Source organism: Pseudoalteromonas rubra, from assembly GCF_005887095.1.
Lineage (GTDB): Bacteria > Pseudomonadota > Gammaproteobacteria > Enterobacterales > Alteromonadaceae > Pseudoalteromonas > Pseudoalteromonas rubra_E.
Genome location: NZ_PNCI01000017.1, coordinates 144464 through 166969 on the forward strand (window position 1 = coordinate 144464; position 22506 = coordinate 166969).

The 22506-nt window shown below is 45.9% G+C and carries 20 protein-coding genes; 5 read left to right on the forward strand and 15 right to left on the reverse strand.

The features are described 5' to 3' along the window. The first annotated feature begins 113 nt into the window (after window positions 1–113). Window positions 114–1418, forward strand: coding sequence for an inosine/guanosine kinase (locus tag CWB99_RS08420; RefSeq protein ID WP_138550451.1), 1305 nt, complete (start codon window positions 114–116; stop codon window positions 1416–1418). 49 nt (window positions 1419–1467) lie between these two features. Here the strand turns inward: CWB99_RS08420 and glsB are convergent, their stop codons facing one another. From glsB to CWB99_RS08470, 10 genes are all read right to left on the reverse strand, one after another. Continuing rightward, entirely contained in the window at window positions 1468–2397 is a 930-nt protein-coding gene (gene glsB, locus CWB99_RS08425; RefSeq protein ID WP_138550452.1) for a glutaminase B, read from the reverse strand. 116 nt (window positions 2398–2513) lie between these two features. Next, on the reverse strand, window positions 2514–3077 hold the full coding sequence (locus tag CWB99_RS08430; protein WP_054014546.1) for a phosphoribosyltransferase: 564 nt from the start codon (window positions 3075–3077) through the stop codon (window positions 2514–2516). Between the two features lie 261 nt (window positions 3078–3338). Beyond that, window positions 3339–4145: a hypothetical protein gene (locus CWB99_RS08435; protein ID WP_138550453.1), complete on the reverse strand. Its 807-nt coding sequence runs from the start codon at window positions 4143–4145 to the stop codon at window positions 3339–3341. A 516-nt stretch (window positions 4146–4661) separates the two neighbouring features. Further along, window positions 4662–5483 (reverse strand): hypothetical protein, encoded by an 822-nt coding sequence (locus CWB99_RS08440; protein WP_138550454.1) that lies wholly within the window; start codon window positions 5481–5483, stop codon window positions 4662–4664. 450 nt (window positions 5484–5933) lie between these two features. Next, complete coding sequence (locus CWB99_RS08445) at window positions 5934–6767, reverse strand: hypothetical protein (RefSeq protein ID WP_138550455.1); 834 nt, start codon at window positions 6765–6767, stop codon at window positions 5934–5936. A gap of 49 nt (window positions 6768–6816) precedes the next feature. Continuing rightward, the gene (locus CWB99_RS08450) at window positions 6817–8358 is read right to left on the reverse strand and encodes a lipase/acyltransferase domain-containing protein (protein WP_138550456.1); all 1542 of its coding nucleotides are present in this window, start codon (window positions 8356–8358) and stop codon (window positions 6817–6819) included. A gap of 680 nt (window positions 8359–9038) precedes the next feature. Continuing rightward, the gene (locus tag CWB99_RS24875; protein WP_138550457.1) at window positions 9039–9227 is read right to left on the reverse strand and encodes a bacteriocin; all 189 of its coding nucleotides are present in this window, start codon (window positions 9225–9227) and stop codon (window positions 9039–9041) included. A gap of 62 nt (window positions 9228–9289) precedes the next feature. Then, window positions 9290–9505 carry a hypothetical protein gene (locus tag CWB99_RS08460; protein ID WP_138550458.1) on the reverse strand — a complete coding sequence of 72 codons (216 nt, stop codon included), beginning with the start codon at window positions 9503–9505 and terminating at the stop codon, window positions 9290–9292. A gap of 316 nt (window positions 9506–9821) precedes the next feature. Further along, window positions 9822–10127: a helix-turn-helix domain-containing protein gene (locus tag CWB99_RS08465; RefSeq protein ID WP_249331791.1), complete on the reverse strand. Its 306-nt coding sequence runs from the start codon at window positions 10125–10127 to the stop codon at window positions 9822–9824. 375 nt (window positions 10128–10502) lie between these two features. Further along, complete coding sequence (locus CWB99_RS08470) at window positions 10503–12008, reverse strand: Calx-beta domain-containing protein (RefSeq protein ID WP_138550459.1); 1506 nt, start codon at window positions 12006–12008, stop codon at window positions 10503–10505. A 313-nt stretch (window positions 12009–12321) separates the two neighbouring features. On the opposite strand from CWB99_RS08470, the gene CWB99_RS08475 reads away from it, so the two are divergent. Further along, on the forward strand, window positions 12322–12582 hold the full coding sequence (locus tag CWB99_RS08475; protein WP_138550460.1) for a hypothetical protein: 261 nt from the start codon (window positions 12322–12324) through the stop codon (window positions 12580–12582). Window positions 12583–12647: 65 nt separating this feature from the next. Here CWB99_RS08475 and CWB99_RS08480 read toward each other — a convergent pair whose 3' ends face one another. Further along, on the reverse strand, window positions 12648–13763 hold the full coding sequence (locus CWB99_RS08480; RefSeq protein ID WP_138550461.1) for an FAD-dependent monooxygenase: 1116 nt from the start codon (window positions 13761–13763) through the stop codon (window positions 12648–12650). A 101-nt stretch (window positions 13764–13864) separates the two neighbouring features. Between CWB99_RS08480 and CWB99_RS08485 the strand changes: the two genes are divergently transcribed. Continuing rightward, entirely contained in the window at window positions 13865–14746 is an 882-nt protein-coding gene (locus CWB99_RS08485; protein WP_138550462.1) for a LysR family transcriptional regulator, read from the forward strand. Window positions 14747–14830: 84 nt separating this feature from the next. Here the strand turns inward: CWB99_RS08485 and CWB99_RS08490 are convergent, their stop codons facing one another. Then, window positions 14831–16303 carry an alpha/beta hydrolase gene (locus CWB99_RS08490; RefSeq protein WP_138550463.1) on the reverse strand — a complete coding sequence of 491 codons (1473 nt, stop codon included), beginning with the start codon at window positions 16301–16303 and terminating at the stop codon, window positions 14831–14833. A 402-nt stretch (window positions 16304–16705) separates the two neighbouring features. Between CWB99_RS08490 and CWB99_RS08495 the strand changes: the two genes are divergently transcribed. After that, complete coding sequence (locus tag CWB99_RS08495; RefSeq protein WP_138550464.1) at window positions 16706–16885, forward strand: hypothetical protein; 180 nt, start codon at window positions 16706–16708, stop codon at window positions 16883–16885. Window positions 16886–16931: 46 nt separating this feature from the next. Next, window positions 16932–18269, forward strand: a complete 1338-nt coding sequence (locus CWB99_RS08500) for a radical SAM/SPASM domain-containing protein (RefSeq protein WP_138550465.1) — start codon at window positions 16932–16934, stop codon at window positions 18267–18269. A 708-nt stretch (window positions 18270–18977) separates the two neighbouring features. Here CWB99_RS08500 and CWB99_RS08505 read toward each other — a convergent pair. The 3 genes from CWB99_RS08505 to parC form a co-directional block, all read right to left on the reverse strand. Then, complete coding sequence (locus CWB99_RS08505; RefSeq protein ID WP_212748503.1) at window positions 18978–19295, reverse strand: hypothetical protein; 318 nt, start codon at window positions 19293–19295, stop codon at window positions 18978–18980. A 71-nt stretch (window positions 19296–19366) separates the two neighbouring features. Further along, complete coding sequence (locus CWB99_RS08510) at window positions 19367–20011, reverse strand: hypothetical protein (protein ID WP_138550467.1); 645 nt, start codon at window positions 20009–20011, stop codon at window positions 19367–19369. Window positions 20012–20162: 151 nt separating this feature from the next. Then, window positions 20163–22469 carry a DNA topoisomerase IV subunit A gene (gene parC / locus CWB99_RS08515; protein WP_138550468.1) on the reverse strand — a complete coding sequence of 769 codons (2307 nt, stop codon included), beginning with the start codon at window positions 22467–22469 and terminating at the stop codon, window positions 20163–20165. Window positions 22470–22506: the final 37 nt, after the last annotated feature.

Here is a 22506-nt window from a genome sequence, read left to right on the forward strand (position 1 = left end):
ACTGTGACAGTTATATTGCTAAAATTAGCAAATTGCCATGGCTCATTGACATCAATTTAAGCTATAATTCGCCGCTTTTTTTATTTGACGAGCTCAACACACACGGGTAAAACATGAAATTTCCGGGCCGCAGAAGACATAAACATTATTTTCCAGTCGAAGATAAAGACCCTATAATTAACCAGTTACACGTCGTCGACCGACTTAAACGCAACTACATTTGTGGTATAGACCAAATCGTAGTAGACATCGAAGCTAAGGTTGATCAGGCCTTCCTTGATGAGTTTGGGCTGCAACGCGGTATGTCTCAAGTGATAGACAATGATGTCACCAACGCGCTCTATGACCGCCTGAAACGTGATGACATGATTGACTATGAATTTGCTGGCGGCACCATAGGGAACACGATGCACAACTACTCCGTGCTGGCAGATAGCCGCTCGGTATTGTTGGGCGTTATGAGCGAAAACATTCAAATAGGCAGCTATGCCTACAAGTTTTTGTGTAACACTTCCAGTCGCGTCGATCTCGATTACCTGCAACCAGTGCCCGGCCCTATCGGCCGTTGCTTTACCCTGATTGATGACAGTGGCGAACGTACCTTCGCGATCAGTGCCGGTATGATGAATCACCTTAAGCCAGAGTCCATTGACAAATCGTTGATTGAGAACGCCTCGGCCTTGGTGATTAGCGCCTATCTGATGCGCACCTCAGGCGCGGAAACCATGACTCAGGCAACCATGCAGGCAGTGAAGTATGCTAATGATGCGGGTGTGCCTGTCGTACTAACACTCGGCACTAAGTTCCTGATCGAACAAGACCCAGCCTGGTGGGCTGAGTTTGTCGAAAAACACGTCGATATTCTTGCCATGAACGAGGAAGAAGGCGAAGCCATCACCGGCTTTGACGATCCCTTGCTGGCCGCCGACAAAGCGCTGGACTGGGTAGACTTAGTGATCTGTACCGCCGGACCAAAAGGTCTGTTTATGGCCGGTTACGTCGATGATGAGAAGAAACGCGAAACCGAATACCCGCTCCTGCCTGGCGCCATTCCTGAATTCAATCAATATGAATTCTCACGGGCAATGCGTCGCAGTGCTTGCGAAAAGCCAATCAAAGCATACAGTCACACCGCCCCTTACATGGGTGGTCCAGACACCATCAAAAATACCAATGGTGCCGGGGATTGTGCACTGGCTGCGGTATTGCACGACCTGTCTGCCAATGTGTACCACAAGATCAACGTACCCAATTCGGCCAAGCATGAGCAACATGCCATCACCTATTCTTCACTGGCGCAGATCAGCAAATATGCTAACCGTGCCAGCTATGAAGTATTAGTACAGCATTCGCCGCGCTTGTCACGTGGATTACCTGAACGTGAAGACTCGCTGGAACAGACCTACTGGGACCAGTAAACAACAAAAATGGGAGCCGCGGCTCCCATTTTTGTGTCTCTGCACTCAGTTAAAACAGCGCGGTACCCAGTTTTTCGGCCAGCTTCTCAAGCGCCGCAATCCCGGCCACGGAATTACCCACTTTATCCAGCCCTGGTGACCACACCGCCACCGTAAACCGCTCAGGCGCGACCGCAATAATGGTGCCCGACACCCCGGATTTACCCGGCATTCCTACCCGATAAGCAAAATCTCCGGCGGCATCATATAATCCACTGGTAAACAAAAGAGAATTGAGCTGTTGAGTCTGGCGTGTGCTCAATACTCGCTGGCCACTTTGCTGACACACACCACCGGTTGAAAGGTAAGAAAACGCCCGGGCTAACTCACATACATTCAGTTCAATGGCGCAAAAGTTAAAATACGACCACAGTACCTCTTCAACCTGGTTGTCAAAATTGCCAAATGACTTCATCAAATACGCCATGGCAGCATTGCGATAGCGGTGATCATACTCTGACTGTGCTACCACCTTGTTGATCCCCACTTTAGGATTGGCGGTATGGCTGCGGTAGCTCTCAAGCATAGTATGGATTGGCGCACTCAGACGGCTGAACAAAGCATCACAGGTAACAATGGCACCGGCATTGATAAAAGGGTTACGGGGAATACCATTTTCAAACTCAAGCTGAGTCAATGAGTTAAATGCCGTGCCCGACGGCTCTTTACCTACCCGCTGCCAAAGTTCATCGCCATAACGCTGCAAGGCGAGCGTCAGAGTCATCACCTTGGAGACAGACTGAATGGTAAAGCGGCTATCGCAGTGACCAGCACGATAAGTCTGCCCGTCGGCAGTGTGCAAGGCGATGGCAAATTGTCCCAGTGGTTGCTCAGCCAAAGCGGGAATATAATCGGCCACTTTTCCCTGATGGGACAAGGGCTGCACTTGCTGTGCAACCTGCTGCAAAATGGCCTGATAATCGGGCGTAGCTGTAGTCATAGAGAGCAAATATCATATCAAAAAGCACAATAGCGCGAGTGTAACAGATCTGCGCCCACAAAAAAGCCGCACTGATATCGCTCAGTGCGGCTTTTTAGCTAATAATTTGGCCCGATTTACTTAGTAAACAAGTCTTTGATATTGGCCAAATCTGATTTCCCGGCGATCAGCTCGTCTGGCGTTAGCCCTGACAGCTCATGGGGGAAGACCAACCATTCATCCGACTCATGAATAAAATAATCCGGCGTCATAGGGACTTTTTTATTCGTTGGCTTGTAATATGGACAAGCAACACGAATGTCTTTTGGCAGATTCAGACGCATCAGCTCTTCGAGCTTTTCACGTAACGCATAAATACTGCGACCAGAATCAAATACATCGTCCACAATAAGTAACGAGTCGCCGGCATTTGCGTTTTCGATAATGTAGTGCAAACCGTGCACTTTGATCTCTTTCGACTGCTTGCCAATACCATAATAGGACGAGGTACGCACAGCAATGTGATCTGTTTCTATGCCTTTGTAATCGTAGTACTCCTGAACCGCAATACCGATAGGCGCGCCGCCACGCCAAATACCGATAATAAAGTCGGGACGAAAACCGTCTTCATAAACCTGAGCCGCCAGTCGAAATGAATCTTCAAGTAATTGTTGCGCCGTGATATAGCACTTGTCAGACATACAAACCCCGTGTCATTGAGCAAAGAACACCGCGCAAACCTGTGTTTTAACGTGCCACTACAGACACCACAGCAATCAGCGCGGCTGAGAATAACTTATAACCGAGTATTTTAGCTGAGTCGAAAAAGAATTGCTTGCGCTAGCGCAGTTTTTTTACAGGATGATGACTAGCCTTAAGATCTCAGAGGCTAAAATATCACAACCAGTAGAAGAGCGAGTCAAAACCGTCATGCTTTTTTCATACACTGCTCATTTGTGAACTCATGGGTTCTGTCCTAGCTCACTGAGGGTTATAACCAAGCTAGAAGCGAGCTTAGCGGTTAAAGACTTACCGTATATTGTGCTTTTTACGGGAACACTCACACTCTCACTACTCAACCCGACTTCAATACTGATAGGTGATGGGCATAAATCAATCAGCTCAGCTGGGATGATAAGCTGTTCTTCGACGCTAAAATTATCCGGGTCAACGGTCACATCACTGCTTAATACCATAGTTTGTTTAGCGTTACACTTTTCACCTTCTTTCAATGTACGGATCTGAAAATAGTAACTTTTTAAATCGCTGGCTGAATTGGGATCCCATGTAATGATGACATCATTACCTGAATAGACGAACGTATCATAGTCTTGCTCGCTGACTGGGTAAGTTAACTCTACAAGTTGAGGAAACTCAATTGGATAACTATCTATTTGCTTTGATTGCCTGTTAATACTAAGTTGCCATTGGCCATCAACGGAAGCCGATATATTTTCTGACGCCCAGTACAGGTTACAACAATAGTCTGTGCCTGTTGTTTTTGACCGGTTACGGGCCGTGATTTCAATCTCGCCAGGACCGGCTAAGATCACAGAGTCATTCCCAGTCAAAGTTGCGCGCTTTGTGTTTTCATCGGCAAGCCATACTTCGCCAATTACTTCCGATTTTAGATGAGTGCCTCGCCATTCGGAAATACTAATGTCGATATTACTTAGGGTAAAATTAGCCTCTGATATCTCATCAGAAGATTTACCACTACAACCTGCCAGAGTCAGTATTAACATGCTTAAGAGTATCGGCTTTGTCATGATGTTACGTTTCCTTGTTGAGGCAGCCACAATGGCTGCCAATTTCTAAAATTAATCTATTCCAATATCTGATTTGGAAAATAATATAATGCGATGATCATAATGCTTCTTGACACTTGCATTGTAGTAGCGAGATACATCAAAAGCAGCCCTATCCAACGCGGAAGATGCACTAACAAAACTCATGCGTCCCGTTATGTCGTCTGTATCTCTGATACCTCTGTCATAGCCAATGGCCCAGGAAGCGGCATTATCCATCTCCCGAGAAATATCGTAGTAGAGCTGAATATAACTGCCGTTATCATCGGAGCGGGCGCTGCTATTAACTCTGTATCAGGCCTTGAAGTTGACCTGATCTGTAAGTATTCAGCCGTATTATCCCATGCCCGCTAATACTCTCTCGCAGGAACAGCGGTCAAGACTCGAAGGGCCTTTCGATTGGCTGCCTTCTGGGCGGTACTAATCAACACGATAGATAAACTAACAAAGCGGATAAATTTTATTCTGTCAAATCAACTAACTTTTACCGGATACAGATTCTTTCAACGTAATTCTTTGCTGCATTTTAAAATCGAAAAAAGTCACAGTATTTTTATGCTGCTTGGTTTGTACAACACGCTTTTCTTTATCTTCAAAGCTAAAAGTGACCTGAATATCTATTGGTTGTGGGCATAAAGTAATTATATCTGCTGGAATAACCAGCTCTCCATTCAGGTCAGATAGGTTTGTAGTAAACTCCCTTTCAATAAACTCTTCTCCACTACAAAGGTTGGAACCTTCACTTTGAGTCGCTATACTAAAGCGTATCTTAATAAGATCTTTGGCAGTATCAGGATACCAGGTCAACACAACATCGTTTCCAGAAAAAATGAATTGCTCATAGTGGGATGCGGCACCTGGGTATATAAATTGAATCATTTGAGGTAATGAAAGGTCAAAGCTTTCGATTACTTTACTATTGCGCGTTAGTGCCACCTCCCAGATATTGTCGTTTGCATACAGGTGTGATGTAACTGGGTAACTTGATATATTTATCTGACAACACTGCTCTGCAGAGGTGCTGGTTTTGGGTATGTTAGATGCTGCAACTGTTTGTCGATCTGGGCCCGTAAAGATCAATTTATCTTGACCGCTCAGTTTCACTTTTCCTTGTTCCTTTTCATAAAGAGGAAACCTACCAGTGTAACTTATATCTGTTTTTCCAGCATAATTCGGGTCCAATTGAATAGCTGTCAATGTAATATCTTTAAAAAGAAAAGACTCTGGTTTCACTTCATTTGAATCTTTACTCTCGCAGCCCATCAATACTAGTGTACTTAATAGTAAGTATTTTTTCATAAACTAATTTCCTTTTTTATTTAGGAACGTGGCAAACGCCACGCTCTGCAAGCCTTAGCGTAGGCCTAGATATTCTTTCTTAAAATGTATATTCGAGTGGTCCAATTGAACATCATGTGTATTCCCGTCCCAAAAATATTGACCCAAATACACCCGTTTATTAAAAGTATAACCATCAAATGCAGATGCCGTACTCACAAAGCTCATCCGTCCTGTTATCCAATCACCCACAGCTATTCCCCTGTCATAACCTATGGCCCAGGAAGAAGCTTGATCCATTTCCCGTGAAATCTGATGATAAAGCTGAATATAACTGCCGTTATCATCGGAGCGGGCGCTGCTGTGTAACTCGGAACTACTCGGCTATTATCAATTTCAATTCAGTTGATTATGATAAGCAGGAAACGTCCACTGTTAATTGAGTCCTTAAGAGCGCAGGGGGACTTGTTATTATTCTGGTTTATAAGGGCCATCTTCGTAGAGAGATATCATCTGAACCATTTCGAAATCAATAAAATGAAAGGTATTCTTTTGTATTTGAGTAGTAATAGTTCGCTGCTCTTCGTTGTCGTAATCAAGCGTTATGTCAATCGCAACTGGCTGAGGGCAAAGTGCTATTTTATCGGCGGGAATAACTAACTCTCCATTTAATTCTGAGAGGTTGTCTGCGCGCTCCTCAGTAATTGCATCCTGCCCGCTACAAAGAGCCTGCCCTTCATGCTGAGTGCCTATTGTATAGCGAACTCGAATGAGATCTTTGGCGGTCTCAGGATGCCAAGTTAAAATCACATCGTTACCGGTAAAAGCGAATTGTTGATAGTCAACAGACGCACCTGGATAAATAAACTGTGCCATCTGAGGTAAAGCTAATTCAAAGCTTTCCATGACTTTACTATTTCGGGTCAGCTCCGCAAGCCAGGTATGGTTTTCTTGATACTGATACTGCGTATCTCTCAGCCCAGATATCTCCAGCTTGCAACATTGCTCGGCAAAGGAGCTGGTTTTGGGGATGTTCTGGGCGCTGTACTGCTGTTCATTCGGACTTGTAAATACTAATCGATCCTGAGCACTTAGCTTGATTTTACCTTGCTCTTTGCCATACAAGTAAAACTCACCGTTAAAGCTCAATCCCGAGTTATTGGCACTGTCGCTGTAGTTGGGATTCAATTGCGCAACACTGAGAGTTGCACTCTTAAACTCAAAGGACTCAGGTGCAACTTCGCTAGAGTTTTTGCTGTCGCAGCCCGCCAATGAAAATAATAAGATAAACGCTATTTTTCTCATACTTTACCTCCTTTGGGGTAACATATTGTCACCCCGAACCATTAGAAAACTATAGTTTTAAATCATTGATTTTGAAAAATATTAACCTATGGTCATTGTGTTCTGATGTATAATATTTGGTTTCTTCAAATATATGACCATCAAACGCAGATGCCGAAGTAACAAAGCTCATTCTTCCAGTTGTCCAGTCACCCAGCAAAATCCCCCTGTCGTAGCCAATGGCCCAGGAAGGCGCTTTATCCATTTCCCGTGAAATCTGATGATAAAGCTGGATATAGCTGCCGTTATCATCGGAGCGGGCGCTGCTATATAGCCGGGAGTGTCGGCCACCGGACAGGTGCCATTGAATATCCACCTTGAGATCCAGTGAGCGATTGCCGGTGTAGACTCCTGGAATAGATCTACCATCGTCAGAACCATAACTGATGGCCGTAGTATCGGTGCCGCTCATATAGGCAAAGTAATTATCCAGACTACGGATATGGTTTCGTAAGGTGTTGTTTGCCGCGCTGCCCTCATGCAGATCTTTGAAAGTTGTGCTGGTAAAAATGTCTTTGATTGAGCGCAGGCGATCGCGCTCACGGCGGCACTCACTGCGCTTGGAACCACTGAAAGGGTAACGAACGCCGCATCTCATTTTATTGGCCTGATTTTCAATCTCATAGGCAAAGCTGATCACATCTGCCGGCATATGTACGCCCCTGAAGGGGGCATCTACAGCCACAAAGTTTTTCACCTTATGGTTAAAGCCTTCTTTTTCCAGATACCCTAGTGCCAGCCGCCCGGCTACGCCACCCATGGAATGTCCTACTAAGCGAATTTCACTGCTCTGCGCCGCCAGTGTTTTAAGTGCTGCCGCCAGTGCTTTGGCGTTGTGGCGAACTCCGTCATCCTGCTTGGCATAGCGGAACACCACCAGATCATAACCACTATTAAAGGCATGTCTGAATCGACTTTCGTAAAGCTTTGAGTACCTTGAAAAGTTATCCAACACCTCTCGCTCAATGGGCACCCGATTGGGTGTAAAGCCCCGCATATCAAAATTATAGCCCTGTACCAGTACAATGGGTTTATTCAGCCGCTTATCATTGCCATAGCGGATGCTGATATGACCTCCTGTCTCAGTAAACGGGCGTGAGGCATACTCTTCACAAATCCTGAATCCGCCTTCCTGTGGCACAATATCACTGGCTCCGAGTTCCAGCCCGTCGCTGTAAAGTACAGGTTTATCAACTCCCAAGGGTTGCTCATCATCCCAGCGCCAGCGAATACACACATACCGGTAACGAGTCACATCAGTAGTAAAGCTGCGGTTTGGATAAACTGTGTATCCACTGTCGAATCGAGTTCGGGTTGGAGGAGGGTTAAAATCGTCGCAATTACGCTGCATGGGCATGAGCGCATCGGGGCTGCGCCTTAATACTTGCCCACTTGTTTCTCCCTGAGCAGCTTCCAGCGGTGCAACCGGACAAGGCTCCGGATCTGTCCAGGCAGGCACATCCGATAGCACTGCTTCATTTGCATTGGCGATGCCGTAAAGCATCAGGGCCGCAGTGACAGACGTTGCACTTTTTATCAATGGATTAAACATTAAATCTCCTTTTATTTAAAGTTACCACAACAAAGAAGACATAAAAATATCACAACCCATAATTATTAAATTCATCAATTTGAAACATGGTTTAGGGCCCGCTGGAGGGCGCCAGGCTATGCAGGTCTGGCCATTAAACTGGCTTAGCCTGCTCAGGTGGTTGCAGCAAATGCACCCTATATGCTTACAAACCACAAAAAGCACATACGTATGCGAGCTAACCTATACGTTGGCTTACTTGAAATATATTGGCTTACTTGAAATGACGCCTGACGTATAGTGACAGGCGTTTTAGGTATGAGTAGTAGACAAAAAGAATAACCCGGGAAAGTGCTGCTATTGACCCTGCCTCCAACTTTGACGTTGACCTGACTTGTCAATATTCAGCAGTACAATCCCATGCCCACTGGAGCTCTTTTACAGGAGCTACGGTTATGACTTGGGGGGCTTTTCAATTGGCTGTCATCTGGGTGGTACATCGCGATCACCGGGACTTCTTGGGCTACCTCCATGTACTAGTAATAAGTCTGTTTTACTGATTATTTTCATTCCAACGCTTCCTCGCTTTAGATTACACATTTCATCCGGTTGGTTACCGCATGATGAAATTATTAATACACACTTTGCGTATTTGCGAATCTAGATTTTTAAAAGCAGATATAACAAGTCTACATAAATCTCTAAGACGCTGGCGGCTTCTCAATCGGCTGTCTTCTCGGAGGTCTATTCTTGTCGCCAGGGTTACTAACTCCCCCTATTATCTGCTGTAAATCCTTGTCTTTAATCTCTTTCATAGCAATACGCCTTTTAAAATACCTGTAACACAACACTTGCAAACACTCTGTTAATGATGAAAATATTAATAGCATTTCTGTCTGACTATGACAGACAAAATATCTTTGTGCAACAGGCGACCAGACATACAGAATATTCAGTTAGTTTCATTACCATAAAAGGCTTCTCTCTGTGGAGTTCTGAACACATAGGTTAACAAAGCACAGTACATCAAAATCTGGAGCGATATAACTATGTAATTTCTAACTGCAGCACTCATCAACCAGTCGTCAATGACATAAAACTTGTAGAGCCACACTTCAATATAAATAAACAGGTTCAGCACAAAGTCGATTGCAAATATAGACATCATACCGATTTCTTGTACTGCAAAGTGATGATTTCGGTACACACGGAGAAAAAAAAGCTGGCGAGTGAGTTTGTATAGATTATAAGCAATTCGATGCCGATATATTATGGGAACTAAGAAAAGAGCGCACATAAACATGTTGTATAGATACAAGTGCGTTGTCCAGTTAAAACTTACCTTGTACATAGCGACGTCAACTATTTCCAAACCTAACAGTAAGGTTAAAAAATACCGCGCCCCTTCATATTTCCAGGCACACATCAACGCAAGTAACATAAACGGGATGGTAGAATAAGTAAACACTGTATAAAAATCCATCTTATGACTCCTCTTCTTCGTTTTGTTTATCCGGACAGTCCGATGGTTTGTCGCTCAGAAAGCGAAAATACAAAGACACTAGGTCCTTACCAAAAATCATAAAGATATCCAGTAGCTGGGCACTGGTCATGTCCGTTTTGCCACTTTCCCAGTTGCTGACCGTTGACTGGTCAACCGATGACGACATTTTGGCAGCCAACTCTCTTTGGCTTAAACCGAGCTCATTGCGCATCTGGCGAATGGAGCGCTGAACCAGCTGATTGAATCTAACAATTTCCTGCTGTCGCTTCCTTGGGCTATGCTTCATTCTTTTTTCCATGGGTTAAAATTGTAAACAGATAATTACCACAGGTTAACTAAAGCAACAACTTAAATGCATATGCTCAGGTACATCTATGAATATATTCATCACTCCCCTGTCTTTTTTATTTATATTTATAAATACTTATCAGCCACTTGTATTAGTATTACACTGCCTTTAGCCAACCACTAAACACGCTCGAAAGAACACAATCATGAGCCTTTCGCCAGCTTACTGACCTACTTATTTAATCTTCAGGGGCACCATTGCGGACAGGTATTAGGCTTGCTAAATCTGGCGGGAGCGCACATCGGTTCTGTTACTGTTGATTGATGATGTGTAAGAAAAGTGGCCTCCTGTTTGAGGCCACTTCAGCTGAGATTAGTCACAGCCTTTTTGAATACTGGATGTCCAGACCTTTAACACAAAGTCGTTGTAGTCACGGTCATTTTGGTCTTCCCAATACTGCTTGTCACCATAAACACGGTAGTTGGTGGTCAGCTGGTTAGGATTGCCATTAATCGACAACACATAGTCGTAACTGGCGCCGTCAATCACATCATAGCTGCCTGCACCACCGTACTCATCCAGCAACTTAACATAACTGCCATTAACCCTGATCCCCCAGTCGTTGTTATAACCTGCACTTTCACTGACAAACTGATAATGAATGCGCGTATAGTCGTCTGGTATACAGGCTGGATCATTGTCTTCAATTGTGCCGCTCAGTGTGGCTGTGCCACTGGTATGCGTTGCGCCATCAAGCTGTATAGTCAGCGTTTCACTGGCTTCGTGCGTTGCATCATCTAGGGTTGGGATTTCTATGGTCGCGCTCGTTTGTCCGGCGCCAAGGGTGATACTGGAAACCGGCGCCGTGTAGTCATCCGCAGACGTTGTGCCATCCTGGACGCTGACATCAAGTACCACATCCTGATAGTAAGGGTTACTCAAGGTAACTTGATATTGCAGCAGCCCACCTTCAGGCACAGTATCTGTGAGCGGCTCCAGTGTAAAGGTCGGTTCAGGATCTGTCTCACAGCTCGGCGTGGCATAACAGGCAACAGGCTGATCCGTATTCACCGCTAAATCGTTAAGCCTGACCGGCACGGTAGCAAGCAAACACGTATTACCTGATTGTGGATTCAGTTTATAAAGTTTAGAACGGTTAACGTGACCATAGTCGTTGATTAGCGTGCGGCTGACCACTATGTCACCAGCCTGATTCAATGCAGCTCCGGTTGCCGCAGTCAGGCTGTGATTTACCAGCTTGGTTGCCTGGAAGGTGGTTTTATCTATCTGATAAACACTGCGACTGGTGATCAGGTACCAGTTGCCATTTTGGATCACCAGATCGCCGCGAAACTTACCTTTGAGCGAGCCCAGTGCACCCAGCTCCGTCGCCTCACCCGTATTTTTGTTAATCTCATAGAGTTTTTTAAAGTCGGTACCGAGCAGCGCATCGCGCTCAGGGTCATAGACCATACTCAATACCTGAGTGCTCCTGCCAACCACAGTATGGGTATCAGTTGCAAAGTCGTAGTAGGCCAGGCGCAGGTATTTAAAGCGTTTACCTTCAATTGGTAAGTGTGTTAATTGCTCAGCACTGAGGTTCAGATGACTCACGTCAACCTGATATTCAAAAGGCCTTGGGGCTGAGAGGTAGTACATTCGCTTGCTGGTTTCATCGTAGGCCAGTGCCGATGCACTAAATTCTGCCAGGGTCTGAGCAAACGCACTGTTATCTTGCTCATTCAAACCAAATAAGATCCCCACATCGCCACGCCCTGCGTTTATGCCATATAGCTGACCAGTACAGGTATTTGCGAAGCTCACGGAAGAAACGGAAGACGCCACCAGGGCAATCAAAGAAAGTGATGTTTTTAGCATGGTAATAAACTCGTTCGGTTCATCCAAATTCAGGCTAATACAACACAAAGTAATGACACATCCACGTCCACTGTACGATGCGATTTCCTATTCCATTAGGATGAGTGCTTCCATTATTATCTTTGCAATCTGCTGATATCATGCGCTGAACAACACAAAAAATCAACAACAAAATACGAAAAATGGATTAACTTTACCTTTAAAATGTGTGAAATTAAATTTTTTTGAATAATCTCAATGTAATACAACCTGCTTGATCTTTCACCACCACGTCCCTATCTAGTATCCTATCTGACGTAAAGGAACAAAAGCTATGGACACCGACGGTTTCACCCTATTTGATCTACTCATTCGCGTGGCGCTGCTGTTCACACTGGTTGTAACCGGCCTCTGGTGTCTGATTAGGATCGTCAGGTGGGCCAAAGGCATGCCCAAAGCCGCCTACCTGGTGATGGCGATTTTTCCATTACTCTCATTGTTTCCTATCCCACCTCCGGTGTTCAAAAATGTCGCCAAAGCAAAGCAGGAACAACGTAAGCGCAAAGAAGATCAGGGAGATCCACCCGACTGCTAGCGGCTGCTGCAACAATAAAACCGTGACGACAAACTATTTCATTAACAGCAATACCTACGGCTTTTTTAGGATTCTAACCCCTGCATCCACAGTTGATTCAGCTTTGCCACGGAAAGTGGCGAGCACTCTGTTGGACTCTCGTGATGTGCAAAGAAAATCTGCCTGGCCAGTTGCCGGCCACTGTGCTGTGCAGCCGTTGCCTTGGCAATACGCCGCTCATAAAATGTACTCAGCAAAACTGATGGGTCATCATATTTTGAGATCAGTCCAGCCAGGTGCCAGGCATCTTCCAGTGCCTGACAGGCCCCCTGCCCCGAGGTCGGCAATGATGCATGAGCCGCATCACCAATGAGTACAACATTATCTCTGTGCCAATATGGCAGTGTATCCAGATCATGTACGAAAATACGCTGTATCGTGTCAGTATCGGCCGTTTTGAGCACTGACCGAACGGGCTCAGCCCAGGAACTAAAACGCTGATTTAACTCATGATACAAGTATTTTCCAGGTCGGTTTTTATCAATTACTGAACGCCAGGCACCAGCCCAGAAACATAAGTTCTTTTTTACCGGTACAATGCCAAAACGTTCGCCCGGACGACGAAAATCACAAATGCTATTGTTCAGCATCCCTGGCTCAGCCTCACTAATGCCAATAACATTTACCACGCCCTGATACACTGGCTGAACATGTTGAGGATACAAGTACTGACGTACCGCCGAATTCATCCTGCCATCCGCTCCAACAACCAGGTCATACTCTTTCCTAAGCCCGTCAATTTCCTTGTGAGAAACGATCGTATTAAACCGGATCACGCCCCCCAAGGCTGTTAACGCGTCAGCCAATAAGCGGATCAAATCACGACGCAGTATGGTCACCGTTAGATAGCCACTTAATTTGTTTAACTGCTTAACACTCAGCGCGCTGATCTCAGTGCCCTGATGGTCATACTGACGTAGTGAATCAGGTAAGCCGCCAGCCTGAACGATTTGCTGAGTCAGATCCATTTGCTCCAATACAAATAATGCATTTGGCCACAAGGTGACGCCAGCCCCCATCGCAGCTGGTGCCTGCGCACGCTCGTATAAAACAACCTGATGCCCTTGTTTTCTGACCAGCAGTGCTAATGCCATGCCAGCGATACCTGCGCCGACAATCGCAATTCGACGTTTTTCTTGCATGCTTTTCTCCATTCATTGATGTCTTCATGAAGTGTTACAAAGCAACTAAGTGGGATAAACATGCTAGTATGACTTTATTAATCCCATCTAATGAGAGAATCATGATAGAGCGAAGCGATCTTCAGTGGCTGCTAAGCTTTCTGGCTGTATATGAGCAACTGAGTTTTAAACGCGCAGCACAACAACGCCAGTTACCCACTTCTAATGTAAGCCGGCATGTCGCTTTGCTGGAGCAACACCTGAATATCCGCTTATTGGAACGCACAACCCGAAAAATGCACCCCACAGCTGCTGGTACCCGGCTTTATCAGACACTCAAGCCACTGACTCTGGCGATGAATGATGCACTGGTCGAAGTGTCACAGCAAAGCAGTCAGCTGTCGGGCCACCTTAAAATTGTTATCCCTGATCTGCCCATTCTGGCAGAGCTCATTACGCACTTTTGCCAGCTGCACCCAGATATACAACTCAGCTGTGACACGCAACTCAATCCAACGGAAGGGGTGCTCGAAGGTTTTGATATGATAGTGCGCTTTGACCGCGGCACACTGGAAGACTCGGGCTGGGTGGCTAAAACGCTGCTCCACTTTCCAAGTTGCGTTGTCGCCTCCCCGGAATTAATTACTTCCCGGGGCATGCCTGACTCTCTTGATATGCTCAGCAAGATGCCCTGCATCTCCAGTTTCACTGTACTTCAGGGGGCACCTTGGCGCTTTAAGGGCAATAAGACCCTGCACCTGCCATCACGTTACAAGGTAAACAGTGGCCATATGGCTAAAGCGGCTGCTCTTAAAGGGCTGGGATTTGCCATCTTGCCCGAGCATGCCTGTGAGGCCGAAATCGCAGCGGGTACACTGGTCAAAATCCCGTTAGACTATGAGCCAGAGGATCTTATTCTCTATGCGTTTTATTCGGGCAGAAAGTACCCGCAGAAAAAAGTAACCGCACTGCTATCGCATATAAAGCAGGGCCTGACTATGTAGTACTCGTCTGAAAAAAAGCATTGTGTGCCTGTCGTAGTTACCAGACAGGCCCACAACACTCTATGAATGGCAATTGGTGCCTGGTTATTTCAGCCAGTTCACCATATTTTCCATCAGCGCTTTGGTGGCAACACTCCCTTGCTCACCGCCAACATCACATAAACCTAACCCGCAGCCATCAAAGTGATGCCCCGCATTTTCCAGCAGGTGTAGCTCACTGCCGCTGCGACACTGGATTTGCGCATACTGCTGATTAAAATTAAGCGCGTTAACCTGCGCGGGTCCACCGTTAATATCACCAGAAAGTGCGTTACAAAGCCTCAGTGATTGACTGGGAGAGACGATGACATCCGCCATCCCGTGACTGATAAACATATCGGGTGCGATGCCTGGGTATTGCTCTATATAATCCAACAGGCTGTTATTCACTATCAGTGGCTCATTGCCACTGAGCTCTTGCCAATCCGATTTGCCGGACAAAATTGCAAGCATATTTTTGATATAGCTGTGTGTATAGCTGCCATCTTGCAATTCCTTCAGCTGATGAGCAAAATCTGCTACCGGAAACATAGGCGCGATTTTGTTGATTAAGAATGGAAACTGCTGCGACAGCCATACCGCCATATGCCCGCCGGCAGACTGCCCCAATAAACGAATAGACTTGAAGCTATGTGTGTACTTGTAGTTGTTGAACAATACCCACAAATAAGCATCTCTTATGTCGTTTTTACTATCTTCAATCGACACATTATTACACGCAGGCCCAGCCTCTTGCTCTTGAGCCAGACGATAAAAAGGCATATACACAACGAAGCCAGCCTCGGTCAGCTGGGCAATTTGCGCTTCCATTAAGCGCGCCGTTTTCAGCCTTGCTAACCACCCGCCACCATGGATGAGCATGATGGGAGTTGCGCTATGTTGATCCATGTTTTTATAAACACGCATTTCAAGGTGACACGTACCTTGCTCATTGTGCACTCTTTTGTAAGTGCTGCGTTGCAACAGTGGGATCTCACTAAAAGATTGAGGACGAGTTGTGACAGGTAATGTGGCACTGTAACCAGGCATCCAGGCATCTCTGGTAGAGTGTAAATCAGCGGTGCTGCCATATTTTTCCGCTTTGTGGTCAAATTCTCGCACACAAAAATCGATGTCTGATTCAGTTTTATAGTCGATATCAATTCGACACTGACTGTCACTGTAGTAGCGCCCTTGCTCCATGACTTCATCCTGGACGACAAGACAGCGCCCGTCTTGGTAGTGAAAAAGCTCAGGTAATAAATCCGGGCCGGGTTTTGTGGCAACTGCGGCATAACAATAGCTCGCGCTTTCCAGTATATCGACCAATTCCGGAGATTGATTTGAAAGCACTTCTCTCAATTCTTGATCATGATACTGAAAATAGCCCATAACGGCATTTAGAGGCGCATCCCCATCGTTGTAATCACCTGAAAGATAATGCTGCAGCAAAGCCTGGGGGTCAGGTAACGCAGCCGCGCTCACTGATGATGTGGCTGCCAGAGCAGCCAGTCCTAATATATGCGGTAGATATTTCATAATGGTTCCTTGTTTGATCACCGCCAGCTATGACGCCCTGCGCAATAAAATATTTACTCTATTTTATTTGAGTGCAATAGCATCACATGCCCGACCATTTCATTTCGGCGCTCAGCGCGACTAATCGACCGCACCTCAAGCTCAGCTCTCCTTCACAATATCCACTTATCAAACCTTATTGAGTTCAACCCCGCTTATAACACAACGACCTAAGCGCCTGTTTTATATGTTTATTTTTATTATCTTCTGATTTTGACAGCCTGACAGAGAACTCGCATGATTGAAGGCGTACCGATTAGAACTGACTTACAGATCGAACCCGGTGCACCAGTAGCTCTGTTATTGCTACTGGCAGGTCGACAGACCATATGATTGATAAATAACTCATTACAAGGAAATACCATGAAAACAACTAAACAAAATGTAAAAGCAGTCATCGAAGCAGAAGAGCTACTAGCAAAAATTGAAGGTGGCTCAAAGCTGAGCAACAACTACCTGAGCAAAGGCATGGCACATGACATGTTGTGTGCTGATGCAGTTGGTCCGGGTGTACAAATCTACGGATGTAGCCTAGCTGACTAACAGCCTGCTTAGTAATACGCACAATACCAAATGATTAGGGGCCAGTATGACTGATTTAACACACAGATCTGATATTCGAATAAATGCTGCATACAGACAAACTTATGCGGTCTGGGAAATTACATTGAAATGCAATCTCGCCTGCAACCACTGTGGTTCGAGAGCAGGCGATGCAAGGGTTGATGAATTATCCACCAGTGAAGCACTGGATTTAGTCGCGCAGATGGCAGATCTGGGTATTAAAGAAGTCACCCTAATCGGGGGCGAGGCATTTATGCGCCCCGACTGGTTACAAATTGCAGCAGAGATCACCAAAAAAGGCATGAAGGCAACCATGACAACGGGTGGCTACGGGATTTCTCTCGGTACAGCTAAACGGATGAAGGAAGCGGGAATTGCGGCGGTCTCTTTGTCAATTGACGGGATGGAACGCAGCCACGACCTGCTCAGAGGCAAACAAGGCGCCTGGCAAAAGTGTTTTGAAACCATTGCACACCTGCGTGAAGCGGGGATCCCGGTTGGCTGTAACTCACAGGTAAATCGTGAGTCCATTGCCGAACTTCCTTCCCTGTACGAAGAGTTACTCAAAGCAGGTATTTCCGCGTGGCAATTGGCTCTCACGGTCCCTATGGGAAATGCCGTCGAAAACTCGCATATCTTACTACAACCTTATGAACTCCTGGATGTGTTCCCGTTACTCGCCTACCTGTCCAAACGGGGTAACAGCGAGGGGATACGTGTACACATGGGTAATAACATTGGTTATTTTGGGCCGTATGAGCGATTGCTGAAAGAGCCCATCGCATCCGAGGCAAAGTGGGCCTTCACCCGCGGCTGTAGCGCAGGTCAAAATGCAATAGGCATTGAAGCCGATGGCAGCATCAAGGGTTGTCCATCACTACCAAGCGATCAATATACAGGTGGCAATATTCGCGACCGTAAGCTGCAGGACATTTACCAGAATAGTCCCGAGCTGCGCATCAACGACATCACTACACCCGAAGATGCCACCCGCCACCTGTGGGGCGAATGCAGCAGCTGTGAATTTGCCTCTGTATGCCGTGCAGGCTGTCACTGGACCGCTCATGTGTTTTTTGGCAAGCGCGGTAATAACCCCTATTGTCATCACAGAGCACTGAAAAAAGCAGCTAAGAATCAAAGAGAAAGGTTCTATGTTAAACAAGCTGCTCCTGGCAAGCCGTTCGACCATGGGGTCTTTGCGATACACGACGAGCTGTGTATTGTGAACGAAGATTCAGATCAGTTCCGCATTGATAACATGGCGATCCCTGCTCGCTGGCAAGAAGACGGACTGGATCTGCTCGCCCTTATTCATGAAGAAAAAGCCAGTGCGATTGAGAGTTATCGGTCATTGGTTAACTAAAACTCACGTCACAGCGTTAAGGCGGCCTCAGACCAAAAGCAGGCCGCTCTGTGAGCCTATGGCAGTTATCCAGTCAGTTTATAGCTGCTCAGTCAGCTTCTGAAATTTGATACTCGGCAGAGATACACTCGTACACCTCGGTAATCACCGGCTTGATGTGTACACTTTCCTGCCTTTTGTTAGGTGGTCGACACCAAGAATTACCGTGACGGTAATTACACAGAGTATCCACAACATCATTGATTTTTAGAACGGTTTTAGGTCAGTCTGCTCGTTGAGCTGTAGTTCATCAGGCTAATATTTTTGCACTGAGGTAAAAGTGTTCGTCTCATTTCCCCTCAAAGATTTGGACAGGTTGTCCACATAAAGTTTTGAGTGGATGTTAATATCATTTTTTGGAATAGTAAAAACTGCTCGAACAACCATGTTCACTGAATGCCGATTTTGAGTAATTGTATAAATAACTCTGAAACTAACTTACAAAAAAAGGCGCTCACCAAGCGCCAATTAAGAAGAGTTGGTTACTTTAATTTATTTCAACCATTCTTATTTAAAGGGCTTAACAATATTAAAGCCACTTAAAAATTCCTTCGAGTACTTCCTGTAAATAACCTTAGCTTTATCACTATATAAAAGAGATGGATGTTTTTCTGATAAAAACTCAACCACTGGGTAACTTTCTCTCCTTAAGGCATCACTTAAACAAGTCTAAAACACTACAGAATCTTTGAATATGTAGTAGCTTCTATTCAAGAGAATTTTCAACATTTCTATCTCTCCATTAGAGCAAGACATAGAAATATGTGAATCATATTGCTCATCTGATATTCTATACCCAGTAGCATGCATTTTTTGCGATACAACATAAAAACCGAATGCTGTGACGCTTTCTAATATCCTAACCATCTCCTCATCGCTACATCTTTCACACTTATTTATATAGTTGATAAGCTGCTCTGAAGATGATGCTTCATATATAGCAAAATCAATAATTCTTCTTACATTATTCTCTTTTCCAATGGCCAAGTTTGAGAACATAAAAAACAGCAAAGTTACAATTTTAAAAAACCATTAATGTGTCCCATATTTCTTCCGATTTACATCCGATGCTCTAAAACGTGCTTATTCCAATAGCTTTCATTCTGATTGCAAATGTCAGAAAGAATCCCTTTACCAATTGCTCCCTTGGCTATGAAGCTAGTTATCCTATAATTATTGATAAGAACACTATTAATATTTTTTGAAAAAAGTGATTTAGAACTGTTGATAAATTTTATTATTAAAAAAAGAGTTCCATTATCGGCTTCATTAGAGTGTGATTCAACTACAAAGCAGTTTTCTGAAATCCGTAATCTGCTTTTTTCAGCACCAGCATAGTCAAGATGCTCATAAATCGAACTAACCAAAATATCATATTCAAATCCCTTTTTATTATTTAACTTATACTTACGGATCATGGCTTCGTTTATGAGCTCATAGGAGTCTCCCCTAATTTTTAGGGTTGAAACCTGCTTGTGTAACCCATCCACGTTTGATTTCTCAACGAAAGAGCTTAGTATAGAAGATTCATAATCATATATAATCCCTTCATTTAATTTGCATTTTTCAGCATAGACATGCCCCCGGAACCCCCTCTGCTTGTACGAAACATCATAGAGGAGACCATCACAAAGTTTATAATCGAATGCTTTTACAAAACCGCTTATAAACAGAAAAAAGATCAAAGTAAAATTATAAAACACTACAACTTTCCTTCATCAAAGAAAAACAGCCACTGTATAATCCTGGGCACGTGAAGAGGAGACCTCTGTCTGGTGATGAGTTTGATGTTCATGAGTACAGAGTGAAGAAAAGCAAGTGGACATCATGCATGCACAATGCCCACTCGATATATTAAGACTCGCTCGATGGCTGTTCGCTGTCGTCTGCTTCAGCGACGTCATTGCCATTGTGCTCAATCTCAAAACCATCGACCCGTTGCAGGCCTCTGGGCAGCTTGTTACCGCGACGACCGCGTTCACCATAGTAGTGTTCCAGATCGCTGGGTTTAAGTGTGAGTTTGCGCTTGCCGGCATGTAAGGTTACAGCACAACCATCGGGTATTGCTGCGAGCACTTTTACAAACTCCTCGCGGGCCTGTACTTTGGCACTCGGGATAGAGATGATCTTGTTACCCTTACCTTTGGCCAGCTTAGGCAGATCGCGCAGCGGGAAGATCAGCATCCGGCCTTCGTTAGAAATGGCCATACACCGGTCGGTCGCCACATCACCCACTGTGATGGGTGCCATCAGCTCAGCCCCTTTCGGGATGCTAACGAGCGCCTTACCGTTTTTATTTTTACTGACCAGGTCGTTAAACTCAGCAATAAAGCCGTAGCCGCCATCGGTGGCCATTAAATAAAGTGACTGCTCTTCACCCATCACCACATGTTCAAAGTTGGTGCCTGCGGCAAGGTTAAAGCGCCCCGTCATGGGCTCCCCCTGGCTACGTGCTGATGGCAGGCTGTGCGCATCGGTGGCAAATGCCCGACCAGAGCTGTCGAGGAACACCGCCGGCTGATTACTGCGGCCTTTGGCCGATGCCTTATAACTGTCTCCGGCGCGGTAATTGAGTCCTTCAGCATCAATATCATGACCTTTAGCAACCCGGGCCCAGCCTTTTTCAGACAGCACCACAGTGACTGATTCTGACGGGATCAGATCTTTTTCGCTCAAAGCCTTAGCTTCAAGGCGTTCCACAACCGGTGAACGACGCTCATCTCCGTACAATTCCGCGGCTTCGCGAATTTCTTTTTTCAGCAACGTCGACATTCTGCGCTCTGAGCCCAGCGTTTGCTCCAGCTTGTCACGCTCAGCGCTCAGCTCATCCTGCTCGCCCCGGATCTTCATTTCTTCAAGCTTCGCCAGGTGGCGCAGTTTTAAGTCTAAGATGGCTTCGGCTTGTTTATCCGACAGTCCAAAGCGGCTCATCAGCTCGTCTTTGGGCTTGTCTTCGGTGCGGATGATTTCAATCACTTCGTCGATATTCAAAAAGGCGATCATTAAACCTTCAAGAATATGCAAACGCGCCAGCACCTTATCGAGGCGATACTGCAAGCGACGGCGCACCGTATCGCGACGGAACACCAGCCACTCGGCCAGGATAGAACGTAAGTCTTTAACCTGAGGACGACCGTCCAGGCCAATCATGTTGAGGTTAACCCGATAGTTCTTTTCCAGATCTGTGGTGGCAAACAAGTGCGCCATCAGCGGCTCAACTTTCACCCGGTTAGAGCGCGGTACCACCACAATACGGGTTGGGTTTTCATGATCCGATTCATCGCGTAAATCAGCGACCATAGGCAACTTTTTAGCCGTCATCTGTGCCGCAATTTGCTCCAGCACCTTGGCACCGGATACCTGATGGGGCAACGCAGTGATCACTACCTCACCCTGATCTTCTTCATACACCGCACGCATTTTAATCGAGCCGCGTCCGGTGGTGTAAATCTTCTGGATCTCCGCTTTCGGTGTGATGATCTCGGCTTCAGTTGGATAGTCCGGCGCCTGCACCATCTCCAGCACTTCTTCCAGTGTGGTTTTCGGCTTGTCCAGCAAGGTACAGCAGGCTTCAGCCAGCTCGCGCACATTATGCGGTGGAATGTCTGTGGCCATACCTACGGCAATACCGGTCACGCCATTAAGCAGGATATGCGGCAATCGTGCCGGCAGCACCATAGGCTCATTCATGGTGCCGTCAAAGTTCGGGATCCAGTCAACCGTGCCCTGGCCCAACTCTTTGAGTAGTACTTCTGAGAATTTAGACAAGCGCGCTTCGGTATAACGCATCGCAGCGAACGACTTAGGGTCGTCAGCCGCACCCCAGTTACCCTGGCCATCTATCAGTGGGTAGCGGTAGGAGAATGGCTGCGCCATCAGCACCATAGCTTCGTAACAGGCACTGTCGCCGTGCGGGTGGTATTTACCCAGCACGTCACCCACAGTACGGGCAGACTTTTTATATTTGGCTGCGGCCGACAGGCCCAGCTCGCTCATGGCATACACAATACGCCGTTGTACTGGCTTGAGGCCGTCGCCAATGTGTGGCAGGGCCCGGTCCATGATCACATACATGGAGTAATTGAGATAGGCGTCTTCTGTGAAGCGGCCCATCGCCAGTTGTTCAATCCCCTGTAACGACAGGGTTTGCGGATCTGTCATGATACACCTTATTGTTTGTTGTACCGCACACGAGTTA